The sequence below is a fragment of the Amycolatopsis sp. NPDC051373 genome, assembly GCF_040689465.1.
Lineage (GTDB): Bacteria > Actinomycetota > Actinomycetes > Mycobacteriales > Pseudonocardiaceae > Amycolatopsis.
This window is the reverse complement of sequence record NZ_JBFBAE010000014.1, coordinates 149144-164992: the sequence shown is the minus strand read 5'-3', so window position 1 is coordinate 164992 and position 15849 is coordinate 149144. Positions and strand designations below refer to the sequence as shown.

Annotated in this window: 15 protein-coding genes; 6 read left to right on the top strand and 9 right to left on the bottom strand. The window is 69.9% G+C overall.

The features are described from left to right. Positions 1-42: 42 nt before the first annotated feature. The 4 genes from AB0383_RS26725 to AB0383_RS26710 all read left to right on the top strand — a co-directional run bounded on the left by AB0383_RS26725 (position 43) and on the right by AB0383_RS26710 (position 2485). The gene (locus tag AB0383_RS26725; protein WP_366188821.1) at positions 43-465 is read left to right on the top strand and encodes a hypothetical protein; all 423 of its coding nucleotides are present in this window, start codon (positions 43-45) and stop codon (positions 463-465) included. A 279-nt stretch (positions 466-744) separates the two neighbouring features. Next, complete coding sequence (locus AB0383_RS26720) at positions 745-1281, top strand: hypothetical protein (protein ID WP_364181383.1); 537 nt, start codon at positions 745-747, stop codon at positions 1279-1281. A gap of 224 nt (positions 1282-1505) precedes the next feature. Then, positions 1506-1952 (top strand): helix-turn-helix domain-containing protein, encoded by a 447-nt coding sequence (locus AB0383_RS26715; protein WP_220243569.1) that lies wholly within the window; start codon positions 1506-1508, stop codon positions 1950-1952. A 2-nt stretch (positions 1953-1954) separates the two neighbouring features. Next, complete coding sequence (locus AB0383_RS26710; RefSeq protein WP_364181386.1) at positions 1955-2485, top strand: toxin; 531 nt, start codon at positions 1955-1957, stop codon at positions 2483-2485. Positions 2486-3139: 654 nt separating this feature from the next. On the opposite strand, the gene AB0383_RS26705 is transcribed toward AB0383_RS26710, so the two are convergent. Both AB0383_RS26705 and AB0383_RS26700 read right to left on the bottom strand, forming a co-directional pair. After that, positions 3140-6532 carry an aminotransferase class I/II-fold pyridoxal phosphate-dependent enzyme gene (locus AB0383_RS26705; RefSeq protein WP_366188820.1) on the bottom strand — a complete coding sequence of 1131 codons (3393 nt, stop codon included), beginning with the start codon at positions 6530-6532 and terminating at the stop codon, positions 3140-3142. Between the two features lie 109 nt (positions 6533-6641). Further along, on the bottom strand, positions 6642-7583 hold the full coding sequence (locus tag AB0383_RS26700; protein WP_366188819.1) for an NAD-dependent epimerase/dehydratase family protein: 942 nt from the start codon (positions 7581-7583) through the stop codon (positions 6642-6644). A gap of 286 nt (positions 7584-7869) precedes the next feature. Here AB0383_RS26700 and AB0383_RS26695 point away from each other — a divergent pair, with 286 nt between their 5' ends. Continuing rightward, positions 7870-8580 carry a TetR-like C-terminal domain-containing protein gene (locus AB0383_RS26695; RefSeq protein ID WP_366188818.1) on the top strand — a complete coding sequence of 237 codons (711 nt, stop codon included), beginning with the start codon at positions 7870-7872 and terminating at the stop codon, positions 8578-8580. A gap of 134 nt (positions 8581-8714) precedes the next feature. Further along, a complete protein-coding gene (locus tag AB0383_RS26690) occupies positions 8715-9848 on the top strand; it encodes an MAB_1171c family putative transporter (protein WP_364181396.1) in 1134 nt (377 codons plus the stop codon). Between the two features lie 28 nt (positions 9849-9876). Here AB0383_RS26690 and AB0383_RS26685 read toward each other — a convergent pair whose 3' ends face one another. The 7 genes from AB0383_RS26685 to AB0383_RS26655 form a co-directional block, all read right to left on the bottom strand. Continuing rightward, positions 9877-10524, bottom strand: coding sequence for a DUF998 domain-containing protein (locus AB0383_RS26685; RefSeq protein WP_366188817.1), 648 nt, complete (start codon positions 10522-10524; stop codon positions 9877-9879). Between the two features lie 52 nt (positions 10525-10576). Then, positions 10577-10906, bottom strand: a complete 330-nt coding sequence (trxA, locus tag AB0383_RS26680) for a thioredoxin (protein ID WP_364181402.1) — start codon at positions 10904-10906, stop codon at positions 10577-10579. Beyond that, the gene (locus AB0383_RS26675) at positions 10903-11286 is read right to left on the bottom strand and encodes a MerR family transcriptional regulator (RefSeq protein ID WP_364181405.1); all 384 of its coding nucleotides are present in this window, start codon (positions 11284-11286) and stop codon (positions 10903-10905) included. The genes trxA and AB0383_RS26675 overlap by 4 nt, the downstream gene beginning before the upstream one ends. Positions 11287-11328: 42 nt before the next feature. After that, positions 11329-12516, bottom strand: coding sequence for an FAD-dependent monooxygenase (locus tag AB0383_RS26670; RefSeq protein WP_364181408.1), 1188 nt, complete (start codon positions 12514-12516; stop codon positions 11329-11331). Between the two features lie 124 nt (positions 12517-12640). Further along, a complete protein-coding gene (locus AB0383_RS26665) occupies positions 12641-13291 on the bottom strand; it encodes a TetR/AcrR family transcriptional regulator C-terminal domain-containing protein (protein WP_364181411.1) in 651 nt (216 codons plus the stop codon). A 10-nt stretch (positions 13292-13301) separates the two neighbouring features. After that, the gene (locus AB0383_RS26660; protein ID WP_364181414.1) at positions 13302-13784 is read right to left on the bottom strand and encodes a MarR family winged helix-turn-helix transcriptional regulator; all 483 of its coding nucleotides are present in this window, start codon (positions 13782-13784) and stop codon (positions 13302-13304) included. A 205-nt stretch (positions 13785-13989) separates the two neighbouring features. After that, positions 13990-15828, bottom strand: a complete 1839-nt coding sequence (locus tag AB0383_RS26655; RefSeq protein WP_366188816.1) for a feruloyl-CoA synthase — start codon at positions 15826-15828, stop codon at positions 13990-13992. Between the last annotated feature and the right edge of the window lie 21 nt (positions 15829-15849).

Sequence of the window (15849 nt, the reverse complement as noted above, 5' to 3'; positions counted from 1 at the left end):
TAATCGAATCTTCTCGAAACAGTGCACGAAGGGGACGCGGTCATGACCCAGTCGATCGAAGCTCCGGCGAAGGAATTCTGCGTCGACTGGGAGATGGAGGGAAACGACGGCGGCCGCGTGAACGTCACGCTGTCGGGTCAGGTGAGCCTGCTCGACGGCAGCCGCTTCTACAAGGTCGACGGCGTGCTCTACATCGCCGAAGGCGCGGAGTACTGCCGCCAGGTCGGCAACCCGCGTCTCTACGTCCGGCGCAACGGCGTGGAAGCCAGCGGCCGGCACTGGGGCTGGGAGACGATCAGCTCGCGCAAGACCGCCAACCGCCTCTGCACGATGGACGGGTACTTCGTGCGCACCGGTTACTGGGCCCCGTCCGACCGGTCGATCCAGCTGAGCATCGTGGCGGAGCACGGCATCACGCGACGAAAGTCGTTCAGCAGTACCGCAACCGTCCGGCTCGTGGACTGACGCCGGTTTCCGGCTCCGCATTCAACGCGTGGCGAGCATCGGGCGAGTCGATCACGACGTGAAGTGACGGCGTTCACCCACAAGTGGAGTGAAGGCCTTGAGCGTGCTGAGGAACACACCGTTTTCCCAGGAAAATCAAAGAAAACGTTGTGCTGGACACAGCGCGCGCGGGCGTGCAAGAGGACCATGGAGCTCATGCGGAACAAGGCCCGGGCTGGCAGACCACCTCTTCTCTTTACCCGTTTCCTGCGACGTTTGGGATTCGCGCGCAATCCGCTCGTGCGGCGCTCCGACCGGATCGAGGGTCTCCTCGCCGGCCTGGCCGCGCTGATCGCGATCTTGGCGCTCCCGCTCGTGGTGCTGCTCGGCAAGGCTGACGTCTCCCACGAGACCGCGGCGTCGGACGCGCAGCTGCACGCGCGCCACCAAGTCACCGCGACCGTGCTCGCGCCCGCGCCGAAGACGGCGTCGACGGGCGACAGTGCCCCGATCGCCCACAGCTCTCGCGTGACCGCCGACTGGCGGCTGCCGAACGGCTCGCTGCAGACCGGCGTCGTGACGGTGCCCGCGGGCGCCGGCAACCCCGGTTCGCAGGTGCCGATCTGGCTGGACGACAACGGCAAGCAGACCACCGCCCCGCTCACCCACGCCGACGCGGTGACAAACGGCGTGCTCGTGGGCACCTTCACGTGGCTCTGCGCGATCGGCCTGCTGGCCGGCGCGCTCTGGATCGTGCGGCGCGTGCTCGACCACCGGCGCGCGGTGCGCTGGGCCGACGAATGGGCGCAGCTCGCCGGCCCGGAGGCAGTTCGCTGAAACGGTTGCCTCCGGGCCCGGCCGGCGGACCGGCGGAGCGACACCCCCAGCGCCGCCCCGCGGCAGTGCAACGCCTACCGCTAAGCCTGTGTTGGCGAGTTAACTAACAGCTAACTCGCGCTGCTCACAGTCTTGTGTAGGGGAGCCCTGATTGTCAACTGTCAGCTAATCTGGGATAGTCGGCCTAGCTGAGAGCAATCAGTCGCTGACCGGAGGGGGCGGACATGTCCAGTGACTCGAGTGATGACACTCGGCCGACGTTGGCCTCCAGGCTCGACGATCTGTTCCGCACGGTGCGTCCGCAGGGCAAGCACTGGACGAACGCCGAGGTCGTGACCGAGCTCAAGCGCGTGTCGCCGGAGCTGAAGGTCGGCTCGGTGTACCTGTCGCAGCTGCGGTCGGGCAAGCGCACCAACCCGTCGCAGGAGCTGCTGGCGGCGCTGGCGAAGTTCTTCGGGGTGTCCGTCGCGTACTTCTTCGACGAGAAGGTGGCGGGCGACGTGCTGAGCGAGCTGGCCGCCATCGAGGCGATGCGCCAGGCGGGCGTGCGCGCGGTCGCGATGCGCGCGGCGGGCATGCGCGAGGAGAACCTGCAGGCGATCACCACGATCATGGACCAGTACCGCCAGATGCAGGGCCTGCCGCCGGTCAGCGACGAAGCGGCGGGCTGAGGATGGCGGAGGAGCGTCGCGACCAGCTCAAGCGGATGCGCGAAGAGGGCGCCCGGCGGATCGCCGAGCTGGATCTGCCGAAGGGCTGCGACCTCCAGACACTGTGCGAACGGCTGGGCACCATCCGCGAACGGCCGATCACCCTCGTGCCGATGCCCATGCCGGCCTCCCACCCGTGCGGCATGTGGGTCGCGGCGCAACAAGAAGACCTCATCTTCTTCGACGCCAACACCACCGGCGCACACCAGGAGCACATCATCTTGCACGAGCTCGGTCACATCATCTGCTGCCACCGCGGCTCGGGCCTGCTCGACGACGAGAGCGCCCGCTCCCTCTTCCCCAATCTCGACCCGGACATCGTCCGCGACATGCTGATGCGCGCCACCTACGACGACGCGCAGGAGCAGGAGGCGGAGATCATCGCGTACCTGCTGTCGGAGCGGATGGGCGTGGTTCCGGCTCCCGCGCCGGCCGCGAAGGTCCCGGCGGCGCAGGAGAAGCCGATCGACCGGATTGAGCGGATGCTGCTTTAGGCGTTCGCGCACTGCCGACTTTCCCCACCCGATCGGGTTGTGGACAACTACCCCGATCTGGCGCTCGGTCGCCGAAAGTGTCGGGGGTGGGCGATAGGCTGGACAAGGGCCGTTCCCCCTGGGAGGGCGGGGGTTTTGTCTCCTCCCGGCGGGGCCGGGGTTTCGCCTCCGCCCGACAGGGCCAGGGTTTCGCCTCCCCCCGACAGGGCCAGGGTTTCGCCTCCCCCCGACAGGGCCAGGGTTTCGCCTCCGCCCGGCAGGGCCAGGGTTTGTCTCCCCCAGCGGGGCGGGGCAAGAACTCCGCCGCGCTACGCGTGACGAAGACACTGCGGTTGAGGAGGCTGAGCCGTCCTGATCGTCTCGCGGCCGCCGCTTACCGTCCGGCCCTTGCACCACGAAACCGCCGTGTCCCGTCTGGCCCGCGTCGTCTCGCTGCACGAGCTGCCCGAGACTCAGCTGTGCCGGCGGGTCGGCGTCGGCTGCCGCACTCGGGCGGGGCCCTTCCGGGTCCCTCGCCGCAATGGAGCGCAAGGCGTGGCTGGGCCGCGTACACGGTCGAGTTCGGTCGGTGGACCCGTAGCGGCGGACCGCCGCACGAGTCCGAGCAGGCTCGTGAGTGCCCAGACCGGCAAGAACCGGCGCGGGCGCTCACCGCTAAGCGCGCAGCCGGGCGAGTTCCGTGGCCACCGTCTTCGTCGTGTACTCCAGCTGGGCGAGTTCGTGGTCGGTGGTGAGGAAGAAGCGCAGGCGGGCCTGGGATTCGTCGACGGCCGGGTGGAGGATCGGGTCGACGATGATGCCGCGGTCGTAGAGGGCGCCGGCCAGGCGGATGGTCGTGGTGGAGTCGCCGATGACGCAGGGGACGATGGGGGTCGCGGAGGCGGAGCCGGTGGGCAAGCCGGCGGCCTGGGCCAGCTTCAGGAAGGACCCTGAGTTTTCGCGGAGGCGAGCCAGCCGCGAGGGTTCTGTGCGCAGGACGCGCAGGGCGGCCAGCGACGCGGCGGCGCTGGCGGGCGTAAGGCCGACGCTGTAGACGAAGCCCGGCAACGAATACCGCAGCCACTGGACCGCGCGGGACGAGCCGGCCAGATAGCCGCCGCAGCCGGCCAGGGACTTGGACAGCGTGCCCATCCAGAGGTCGACCTCGGACCGCAAGACGCCGAAGTGTTCGCCGACGCCGGCGCCGCGTGCGCCGACCGTGCCGATGCTGTGGGCCTCGTCGACCATCAGCAGGGCGCCGTAGCGCTTCTTGACCTCGATCAAGCCCGGCAGGTCGGCGAGGTCGCCGTCCATGCTGTAGGCGCCCTCGACCACGATCAGCACGCGGCGGAACCGAGCGCGCGTACGGCGCAGGATGTCTTCGAGCTGCGCGACGTCGTTGTGCGGGAACGGGCGGCGCGTCGCTCCGGAGAGGGTGCAGCCCTGCAGGATGCTGTCGTGCGCGAGCGAGTCGTGCACGATGAGGTCGCCGGGGCCGACGAGGTGGCCGATGGCGCTCACGTTGGTGGCGTGGCCGCTCACCAGCGCGAGGCAGTCGTCCGTGCCGAGGAACGTCGCCAGCTCCATCTCCAGCTGACGCGTGAGGTCGCGGTCGCCCGCGAGGAGGCGGCTGCCGGACACCGAGGTGCCGTAGCGTTCCACGGCGTCGTGCACCGCGGCCGTCACCGCCGGGTGGCCGGAGAGACCCAGGTAGTTGTAGCTGGAGAACGACAGGTACTGCCGGCCGCCGACGGTCGTCGTGCTGGTCAGGAGACCTTGGTGCTTGCGGAAGTACGGGTTCGACACGCCGAGGTCCGAAAACTCCCGCAGCCGCGCGTCGATCGCCGCGGCTTCGGGGAAGTCGTCGATCGACGCCGTGGCCGGGTCGAACGCGACGGTCTCCGAAGCCAGTGGCACGGGCACCGGCACGGCGGGCGTGATCAGCCCCGCCACCGCACCGGCCGTGACACCGCGCTCCTGCTCGATCTCGAAGCGCTGCCCGGGGAAGCGCTTGCGGAGGTTGGCTTCCAGCTCCGTCAGCATGAGAGAGTCGAACCCGAGATCATCGATCAACGCGTGCCCGGCGCACAGGTCACCGACCGGGAACGCACTCGTGCGCGCGACCTCCTCCAACACCACGGCCAGCACGTCCCGCGCCGACGGAAGTCCCTGTGGCACAACGGGTTCCACGGCCGAGACAGCATTCAGCGGCGGCAAGGACTGCGCCTTCACCCGCTTCGCCTCGTCCACGACCCAGTGGTTCCGCGGGCTGAGCGGGCTCGGCGGCAGCGTGCACGGCGGCGTCCTGCCGATCGCGGGCCGCAGCCCGGCGCCGGTCACGGCCAGTGCGGCCAGCTCCAGCAGCGGCAGCTCCGGCGCGGGCACCTCGGCGCCCGGCGCCACGACCCCCGCGTACGTCGCCGGCGCCAGCTCCCCCGTCGTCCCGGATTCCAGCGCGACGGACGCGGCGACCAGCTTCGACACCGCGTCGGCGGCATCGTCGGCCACCACCGCCAGCCGCTCGGCGAACAAAGTGCGGCTCGCCAAAGTGGACGCCACCGCGGCCAGCGGCAGCGGATCGCGCGAGAGCACCTCCGCCACCTCACGCGCGTGCCGGGCCAACCCCGCCCGGTCGCGCGCGGTCAGCAGCAGCAACTGCGGACCACCCACGGAAACCGTTGGCAGCGCAGGGGATTCCTCGAGCACCACGTGCACGTTCGTCCCACCGAAGCCGAACGCGCTCACCCCCGCGCGGCGCAGACCGTCGGCGGTCCACGGCGTCACCTCGCCGGCCACCCGCAGACCGGCCTCGTCGAGCGCCAGGTGCCCGGCCGGTTCGAAATCCGGCTGCGGCAGGATCTGTCCCTTGTGGACCGACAACACCGACTTGATCAGCCCGGCGATCCCCGCGGTCCCGAGCGAATGCCCCACCACGGACTTCGCGGCGCCGAGGTAGGCGGGAGTGGTCGCGTCGCGACGCAGCTCGCCTAACGCGTTGATCTCCACGTCGTCGCCCACCGACGTCGCCGTGCCGTGCGCTTCCACGTACCCGACGGAACCGGGCTCCACGTCGGCGTCGCGGTACGCGCGGCGCAGCGCCAGCAGCTGGCCCGACTCCTGCGGCATCATGCCGCCCTTGACCGTGCCGTCGTTCGACAGCCCGACGCCGCGGATCACCGCGTAGATCCGGTCGCCGGCGGCCTGCGCGTCGGCCAGCGGACGCAGCACGAGCACGCCGGCACCTTCACCCAGCACGAACCCGTCGGCCCGGCTGTCGAACGGGCGGCACTCGCCGGTGCGGGAAACCGCACCGATGCGGCACAAACCCACCAGCAGGTCCGGCGTGAGCACCAGCTGCGCGCCACCGGCCACGGCGATGCGGCAGCGGCCCGCCCGCAGCGCGAACACCGCGTTGGCCACCGCCGTGAGGCCGCCGGAGCAGGCGGCGTCGAGCGCGTAGCTCTCGCCGTGCAGGTCGAACACGGAGCTGATCGAGCTCGGGCCCATGTTGAGCAGCAGCCCGGCCATGGCCGTGGCGTGCAGACCGCCGACGGCCGAGCCCGCCTCCGCCAGCTCGGCGCCCGCCGACCGGCCGAACTCGCCGCCCGCGAGCTGGCGCAGGCGAATGTGAAGCGTGCTCATCTCGCGGTAGCCGCTCTCGGACAGCGACATGATCACCGACGTGTCTTCGCGCTCGAAGCCGCCGGTCTCCCAGCCGGCGTCCTGCAGCGCTTCGCGCGTGAGGTCGACCAGCAGCCGGTGCTGCGGGTCGAGTGATTTCGCGCGGCGCGGCGGGATGCCGTAGTGCCCGGCATCGAAGTCGCCGACGTCGTCGAGCAGCGCCATCTTGTCGGAGTACGCGGCCGAGGTGTCCCGGAAATCGTCATTGTAGAACGAGTCCCGGCGCCACCTCGAATCCGGGACGGTCCTGAACTGAGGTTTCGGCTCGCTGAGCAGATCCCAGTACTCGTTCACGTTCCGCGCACCGGGAAAACGGCACCCGATGCCGACAATAGCAATGTCCGGTCGATTTTCGATTTCGTGCGCAGCAGATCCCCAAGACGCCATAACAGAACTTCCTCGCGCCGATCGCCCACCCAGTAGGTGAGAGATTGCCCCGTGGCGATCGGATTTTCAAGAGCGTCTCGGAACTCGTGCGAAAATCCCCGACCGCGGGTCAACCCACGGTAGCCGATCGATCACGCCACCAGCTCACCGTCGCCGCCGCCTGCTCCCCGAGCGGAGTGGCTTGCTCGCCCGAGAATTCCGTGAACGCACGCGAATCCACCACGAACGGGCGGTCGAACTGGTAGCGAACCTCCTGCAGTTCTCGCAGCAAGGGCGAAAACGCGGCCGCCATCCGCAGCAACGGCGCGGGAAGCCGTTGTACGCCGACCGGCGGCACACTCGCCGCTTCGCACAGCACGCCGACCATCACGCGCGACGAACGTGCCGGCAGCGTCGGCACGTGCCACGCGCGACCCCACGCCTTCTCCTCCGCGGCAACGCGCACCAGCGTCCGCGCCACGTCAGGAATGTAGGTCCAGCTGTGCGGCGCGTCCGGGTCCCCCATCACCTGAACCTTGCGCCCCTTCAGCACCGCCGGCACCACTCGCGCGCCCAGGTGCCCGCCGTCGGTCACGCCGGGGCCGAAGAAATCCGACGCCCGCACCTCGGCGGCGCGAATCCGGCCCTGCTCGTGCAGGTCGTGCAGGTCATTCCACAGCTGTGCGCGCACGCGGCCCTTGGGCCCCGTCGCCTCGAGCGGCAGATCCTCGGTGATCGGACCTTCGACGGGCCCGTAGCCGTACAGGTTCCCGAGCGCCACGAGGACGGCGCCGGTCGCCTCGGCCGCCGCGGCGGTCGCGTCGGCCAGCGGCGGCCAGTCGCGCGTCCACCGGTGGTACGGCGGGCTCGCGCACTGGTAAATCGCGTCAGCACCCTCGGCTGCGGCGGTCAGCGCGGCACTGTCGGTGGCGTCGAGCACCACGTGCTCGAGCCCCGCTTCCTCCGGTCGCGGCGACCTGCCGATCACCTTCACCCGCTCGCCCCGTCCGGCGAGCAGCCTCGCCGTCGCCGCCCCTGCCGGGCCGAACCCGATCACCACGTGAAGACTCATGCGCCACACCATAGTCAGCCCGGTGAGCGGGATTGGCTTTTCAGGTATCCGTAACTTCGGGTTCACCGCGAACTTCTTCGGACAGTTGTCCGTAAGCCTCTCGGATGCCTCGCGAAGCTCCCGCGAACACTCCGTGAAATGGCACGCGATTAATCGGATTCACAGGGACTTCTCAGTGGTCTTCACTCAAGTCTTCCCTGTGGCCGGAGCCGCTTTTCGGACCCTAGGCGGCCGACGGGCGTTGGTGTAGGGTCGCCGATCATGGACAGTTCCGACAAGGATGCCTATGTCTTCTGAAGATCTCCCCCGGCTCGTCAAGGAGACGGCTCGTCGTCAACTCGCAGAGACCGGTGCGACCGGTCTGACGCTGCAGACGGTGGCCGTCGGAAGTGGCGTGACCGTGGCCGAGGTGCAACCGTTTTTCGAAGATCGCGACGATCTCCTGACCGCATTGATCACCGACGCCTACAACGCCTCCGGCGAGGCCATGGAACAGGCCGATCCCGGCGAGCGGGAAACGGATCCCGGCGCGCGTCTGCTGGCCGTCACCCGCGCATTGCGCGAATGGTCGCTCGCGAACCCGGCCGAGTTCGCCTTGCTCTACGGCTCGCCCGTGCCCGGCTACGAGGCACCGGAGACCACGGTGGGCCCGGCTTCGCGCACGCCCGCGGCGCTCGCCGCGGTGCTGCGTTCCGCGCTGGCGGCGGGATCCCTCACGCCGCCGAGCCGGCCGCTGCCCGGTCCGACGCTCGTGACCGCCGAGGCCGTCGCGCTCTTCGGCGGACAGCCCGAGGCTCCGTACGGTGATCTGCTCGAACGCGGGATCGTGCTGTGGAGCAACCTGATCGGCCTGCTGGTGTTCCAGGTGTTCAGCCGTACGCACGACAGCGTTGCCGACCAGTCGGCCTTCTTCGACTACGCGGTGGCCGTGGCGGCGGAAGCCGTCGGCCTGGCCGTGCCGCTCGAAGGCAGCCGGCGCGAGGCCGTGAACGCCTGAATCTCCAGTTACTAGTCCGGCCAAAAGTAGGCCGATCCCCCACGCGGCGCGTAACCGTTGCTACGAAGCCATTCGGCCGTGACTGTGGTCGGATTGGTAACAATCGATACAGTACACAACTGGGGTGGTCTTGTGTGAACGCGCTGAAGATCGTGCTCTTCGCGTCGTCCGCGGTGTCGTCGTACGCCGCGTTCCTCTACAAGCTCGCGTCGATCCGGCGCGGCTGGGGTGACATCGGGTACGTGACGATGATGGTGACGCTGGTGCTGCAGTGCCTCACGTTCACGATGGGAGCGGTGTCGCTCAGCGTCGTCACGTTCTTCGGCGTGCAGAACCTGGCCATCCTCGTGCTGCACCTCTCGGCGGTTGCCTACTGCATCAGCGCGCAGATCCTGCTGATGCAGTGGGCGAACCCGCTCTCGGAGGTACGGCGCGCGATCCGGGCGTGGATCGTCTCCGGCGTCGTGCTGTGCGTCGTGCTGACAGCGTTGTTCTTCATCGGCAACCGCCCCGGCACGCCGGCGTCGGCGTTCGGCACCGGCAGCAGCAATCCGGTCATCCTCGTCTACCTGCTGCTGTTCATCGTCTCGCAGGCCGTGCCGTGCGTGACGATCTACCGCCAGTGCATCCCGTATGCGCGAAGCACCACGAAACCGTGGCTGCGCCGCGCTTTGCGGATGCTCGCGGCCGGAGCGGTGGTGCTGTTCCTCTACTGCGCCGCGCGCACGGTGAACATCGTGAGCCCCATGTTCGGCCTGTCGGTCGGACCGTGGGCCATCGCGGCGTCGCTGTTCAGCGCGCTCGGCATCGTGATCGTGTCGCTGGGGCTGACCATGCCGTCGTGGGGCGGGCACGTGTCGAACCTCCTTGCGTGGGGCCGGAACTACAGCTCCTACCGCGCGCTCTACCCGCTGTGGCACTCGCTGTACGAGTCGTCGCCGGGCATCGCGCTGGAGCCGCCGTCCGGTGCCGACCGCCAGTGGTCCGATCTGCACTACCGCCTGCACCGCCGCGTGATCGAGATCCGCGACGGCTGGCGGGCGCTGCGGCCGTACATGGACCGCGCCGAGTCCTCCCCGGCCGAAGCGGCGGACCAAGCCCTGGTCGAGGCCACGAAGATCAAGCACGCGCTGCTGGCGAAGAACTCCGGCGTCACCCCGCCACACAGCCAGGACAGCGGCAGCTTCGACGACCACGACGCCAAGACCTTCGCCGCGGAAGTCGAGTGGCTCACGCAGGTTTCGGCCGCCTACGGCCGGCTGGGCTGAACCACTTCCGTCCGAAGTGGACCGTGGCTCAGGCCTGGACCAGTTCGCCGCGGTCGTGCGGCAGGTCGGCCAGCAGCGCGTCGCCCTTCACCAGCCACGAGACACCGAACGCGATCACCGCGAGGGATTCCAGCCACACCGTCGGGTGCAGCGAAGCCGTGGCCGCGTCGAAGAAGAGCCCGTTGATCACGATCAGCGCCAGCGCCGCCAGCATCACGCCGCCACACACGCGGTAGACGACGTTGCGCACGGCTTTGCGCGAGGTCGGCGAGGTCTCGTCGGACTTGGTGAACAGGAAGAAGCAGAAGAACGCCAGCGTCAGGAAGAAGATCGCCGCGAACACGAGGTGCGCCACTCCCACAGCGCGCTCAGTGCCCGTCGGCGAGGCCGGGCTGGTCGGGAAGAGTGCGACGCCGATGGCGGCGACCGCCGCGACGTTGCCCGCGATGTCGTCGATCCGCCCGTAGCCCCGGTAGGAGACGAGGAAAACGCCGATGGCGCACATCGTGCCGACGAAGACGTCGCGCAGGTCGCTGTAGTAGTAGCCGCTCAGCGAACCCTGCAGGCCGCCGCCCTGCAGCAGCTCCTTGCCGAGGATCACGACGAACGGCAGCGCGAGGCCGAGCACTCCGATCGCGCGGCGGAGGAAGAGGAACGAGTGCACGAGGGTGTTCACGGTTGCCTCCCCGGTGTGGTCCACACTTATTTTTACCGGGTCGGCCTGGTTTTCACAGGGCGACGGGAGTAGTTCCCAAAACGTTGTCGAGCTCGGCGAGCAGCCGGGCCTTCGAGCGGGCGCCGACGATGGTGTGCACCGGTTCGCCGCCGCGGAACAGGATCAGTGTGGGCAGCGACATGACCTGGTACTTCCGCGCTGTCTCGGGGTTCAGGTCGGTGTCGATCTGGCGCACCGTCAGGGAATCCGCCCGCTCGGCCGCGATCTCGGCCAGCACCGGCGCGATCATCCGGCACGGCGGGCACCACTCGGCCCAGAAATCGACGAGCACCGGCTTGTCGTGGTCGAGGACGTCGGCGGCGAAGGTCGCATCGGTGGTCATCGGATCTCCTCGGCAACACAGGGGTCGTGCCGGGCCGAAGCCTCGGCGAGCTTGTCCATCAACGCGGTCCGCACGGCGCCGAGGTCGGCCAGGCACTTCTCGACTTCCTCGAGCTTGCGCCGGTACACCTCGACCGAAGCCGGGCAGGCGTCGCCGGACTCGTGGCCGGTGCGCAAGCAGTCGACGAACGGGCGAGTGTCTTCGAGGGTGAACCCGACCGTGCGCAGCGTCTGGATCTCGCTGACCAGTCGTAGATCGTTCTCGTCGTACTCCCGGTACCCGTTCGCCGACCGCCCCGCCGGCAGCAGCCCCTGCGCCTCGTAGAAGCGCAGCGCCCGTGGTGTCGTCCCCGCCCGCCGGGCGAGCTCGCCGATCCGCATGCGTCCGACGGTAGACCTTGACGTGCGCGTCAAGGCAACCTCTCAGCCCGCGACCTTGCCGGTGTACTCCTGGTACTGCACCGCGTTCGCCGCCCGGGTGCTCATGTAGTCGAACACCTTCCCGAACACCGGGCCGGTCAGCATGCGGTACATCCGGTTGCGGCTGCGCAGCTTCTTCTCGTTCTCCGGCACCAGGAACCCGCCCGAGCCGGCACCGTTCTTGTGGCCGATGTGCGCCGGCTTGCGCACGCGCTGCTCGTACTTCTCGAACGCGGTCACGTGGTCGCCGTTCGCGGCCGCGAGCTCGCCGGCGAGGATCTGCGCGCCCATCATCGCCAGGCCCGTGCCGGAGCCGCCGGGGCCGGCGCACCACGCGGCGTCGCCGAGCAGCACCACGCGGCCCTTCGACCACTTGTCCATGCTGATCTGGCCGATGGTGTCGAAGTACAGATCCGGCGCGTCGTCGATCGCGCTCAGCAGCCGCTGCATCTCCCAGCCCGCGCCGGCGAAGACGTCGGCCACGATCTCCTTCTGCCGCTCGGGGTCCGGTCGGCCGTAACCACGCGGGTCGCCGCGGAAGTACAGGATGACGGTCACGGCGTCGCCTTCGCGGCCGCTGTAGACCATCGCGCCGCGGCCCGGCTCGTTGAAGATCAGGCCGCTGTGGTCGAGCCCGAGGTGGTTGGGCGCGGTGAAGGCGGCGACGTGGTAACCGAGGTCCTTGCGGAAACGCGCCTCCGCGCCGAACGCGGCGGTCCGGACACCCGAGTGCACACCGTCGGCGCCGACCACCAGGTCGAACCGGCGGGGCGCGCCGTGGCGGAAGGTCACCTCGACACCGTCGGCCGTCTCGGTCAGCGAGGTGACGCGGTCGCCGAACACGTACTCGGTGTAATCCCGGGTGCGCTCGTAGAGGATGCGGGCGAGGTCGCCGCGCAGGATCTCGAGCTCGCCGCTGGCGAACGAGCTGGGCACGGTCACGATCGGCTTGCCTGCCGAGTTCAGCAGCAGCTGGTCGCCCATCGCGGTCTCGTACTTGCGCAGCTCTTCGGTGAGCCCCATCGCGTCGATCAGCTTCATCTGCTCGCCGCGGAAGTCCACGGCCTGGCCACTGGGCCGCAGTACCGGCGCCGCCTCGACGACGGTCACGGAGTAGCCGTGGTGGTGCAGCCAGAAAGCGGCCGACGGCCCTGCCACGCTGGCACCGGAAACGAGCACGGTCTTGGTCATCGCTGGAGTCCCTTCTCGGGGTTCGGCGTTTCGATGACGCAAGACTGCGACCCGGCGCTGACCACGCCCGCACGGTGCGCTGACGGAGGTGGTGCGCGCTCGTCAGCGGGGGTCCGGGCGACCGTCAGCGCAAGCCGCGAACACCCGAAACCAGCAGGTCGACGCCGCGGGCGAAGTACGAATCCTCGTCGCCACACGCGGCCAGCGCGCCGGCGGCGGCCGAGACGTTCGGGAAGCGCTCGGGCGACAACGCGGCCAGCGCGACCCGCTTGCGCTCCACGGCTTCGTCGCGCGAGGACGCGGGATGGACGTCCGTGACGCCGGGCTCGGCCGTCACCAGGGTGACGCTGGCGCACAGCAGGTAGCCGCCGAGCTCCGCGGCCTCTTCGGCCGTGAACCCGGCTTCGCGCAGCAGGCCGAGCACGTGGTCGGCCACGGTGAGGCCGGCGTCGGACTCGAGGATGCGCGGCGGGACGAGGTCGGCGACCGCAGGGTGGGGGCGCACGGCGGCCAGCACCGCCACGAGCGCGGCCCGCAGCCGCACGTCCCAAGGCCCGCCGGAATCCGGCAGCGAGACGTCCGCCAGCAGGCGTTCGGCCAGGCCGGCCACGAGCTCGTGCTTGTCCTTGAAGTGCCAGTACAGGGCCATCGGCGTGACGCCGTGATCCTGCGCGAGGCGGCGGATCGTCAGCGCGTCGAGGCCCTCGCGATCGGCCAGGGCGAGGGCGCCATCGACGATCGTTTCGCGGCTGAGCTTCTCGCGCGTTTTGGCCACGAACCCGACTTTACCTCGTACAGGGGCCGTCTTCGTCGTCTGCGTTGAGGCGCGAGACCATGCGGTCGAAGACGCGTTCCAGCACCTCGAGCTCGTCGGGTTTGACCTGCTCGAAGAAGTACCGCCGCACGGTCTCCACGTGCTCGGGCGCGGCCGCCTCGATCGCTTCGCGCCCGGCCGGCGTGAGGCGCACCATGGCGCCGCGCGCGTCGTCCGAGCAGTCCTCGCGCGTGACGAGGCCGCGTTTCTCCATCCGGCTCACGTGGTGCGACAGCCGGCTGCGGTCCCACCTGATCTGCATCCCGAGGTCGCGCATGCGCAGCACATCACCAGGTGCCTCCGAAAGCGGCACCATCAGCGTGTAGTCCGGACCCGAAAGGCCCGCGTCGCGCACGAGCTGCCGGTCGATGGCGCCGTTCAGGGACCGCTGGAGCAGGTGGTACAGCTTCCAGACGTGCAACTCGCGCTCGTCGAGCCAGCGTGCGTCCGTCATGAAGTGAGTCTACCCCGATTTGTTGACGTATCACCCTATTGTCTGCCCCGCTGTGTTGTCTGCCCCGCCTCCGGCGTGGCGGGCGAGATCGCCGGGGAGCCGGCGTCTCGATCGGGCGGTCGGATCGGCCGGGGGCCGATCGCACCGCCCGATCGAGACGCCGGCACGATCTCGCGGGGGGTGCCTCAAGAGGCGAGGGGGGCGGTCAGCCCGCGGCGATGATGGCGACGTCCGGGCTGTCAGCGTAAAGGCGTTCGACGAACGCCACGCGCCGGGCCAGGACGCGGCGCTGGTTGAGGTAGCCCTTGTCCGTGATCTCGCCCGCGTCGAGGTTCGGCGGCTCGGCCAGCACCACGAGCCGCTCGACTCGGCCCGCCGACCCGGCCGCCGCGTTCATCGCGGCGAGCAGCTTCCCGACGTGCGCGCGCAGCTCGGTGTGGACCACACACCCGTCCGAGGCATCGAGCGAACCCCCGAACAACGCCCGCGCTTCGGCCTGGTTGAGCCAGGCCAGCGCGCTGACGTAGGAGCGGTTCTCCCCCGCGATCACCGCGTCGGACAGCAGCGGCACGGCCGAGAGCAGCCCCGTGCGCAGCGCGCCGACGCGGACGAACGTGCCCGTGTCGAGCTTGAAGTCCTCCGCGATGCGGCCACCGAACAGCAGCCCGGCGTTCGGGTCGGCCGAGGCCGGCACGGCGGCGTCGCCGGTGCGGTAGAAGCCTTCGTCGTCGAATGCCGCGTCCGTGAGGTCGGGCCGGTGCAGGTAGCCGGGCGTCACGGAGGCGCCGCGCACGCGGATCTCCCGCGCCTCGCCCACGGGCGCGAGCTTGACCTCGAGCCCCGGCAGCGGCACGCCGATGCACCGCGCGTCGTCGAACGGGAAGTGCGCGCTCGTCACCGCGGGCGCCGTCTCGGTCGCGCCCCACGAGCTCGTCAGCGGCACGTCGACGCCCGCTGCCCTGGCCGCATCCGCCAGCCGCGTGCGCAACGCCGCCGGCAACGCGGCCGCCGCGTTGAACAGCAACCGCAGCCGCGAGAAGAACACGCGCGCGAAGTCGGGGTCCTGCTCCAGCACGGGCACGAGCTGCGCGTAGCCGGCAGGCACGTTGAAGTAGAGCGTGGGCTGCGCCGAACGCAGGTTCTCCAGGCTGCGGCCGAACAGCTGCGGCGCCGGCTTGCCGTCGTCCACGTAGAGCGTGCCGCCGTTGTGCAGCACCAGGTCCACGTTGTGGTTGCCGCCGAAGGTGTGGCTCCACGGGAGCCAGTCGACGAGCACGGGCCGCTCCTCACCCAGGAACGGCCACGCCTGCCGGATCGACTGCTGGTTCGCGCACAGCATCCGGTGCGTGTTGAGCACGCCCTTCGGCGAACCGGTCGAGCCCGACGTGAAGAGCACCTTCGCGAGCGTGTCCGGTCCCGTCGCGGCGTACGCGGCTTCAAGCTCCGGGCCCGGCGAAGTGGCCAGCAGGTCGTCGAGGGATTCCGCGCCCGGCACGGTGTCGACCTCGCGCGCCAGCACCACGCTGGGCCGCTCAAACCTGGGCCGATCAACACCGCGCCGATCAACGCCAGGCCCCTCGACGGCGGCGAGCGCCTTCGCGAACGGACCACCGGCCTCTGCGAACACCAGCCCCGGCTTCAGCACCTTCGCGATCTCCCGGATCCGCGCGTGGTCGCCGCTGAGCAGGGAGTACGCCACACTGATCGGCGCCACCGGCACGCCCGCAGTCAGCGCGCCGAGCGTGAGCGCGAAGTGCGCGACGGAGTTGCCCGAAAGGATCATCACCGGCCGGTCCGGCCCCAGGCCGCGGTCGAGCAGCGCCTGCCCGAGCGCGTCGGCGCGGCGGCGGACCTCGCCGTAGGTCAGCGTCGCCCAGCCGTCGCCGTCGCGTTCGGCCACCAGCGGGTAATCCGGGTCGGCTTCGGCCCAGTCCCGCAGCATCGCGGCCACGCTGCGCGGATAGGCGCCCAGCGGGTCGCGGGAGCGGAAGACGACGCTCCCGTCCGGCCGGTCCTCGCGTTCGACGTCGGGTTCAGCGAACATTCGACCGTCTCCTCCGTGAGA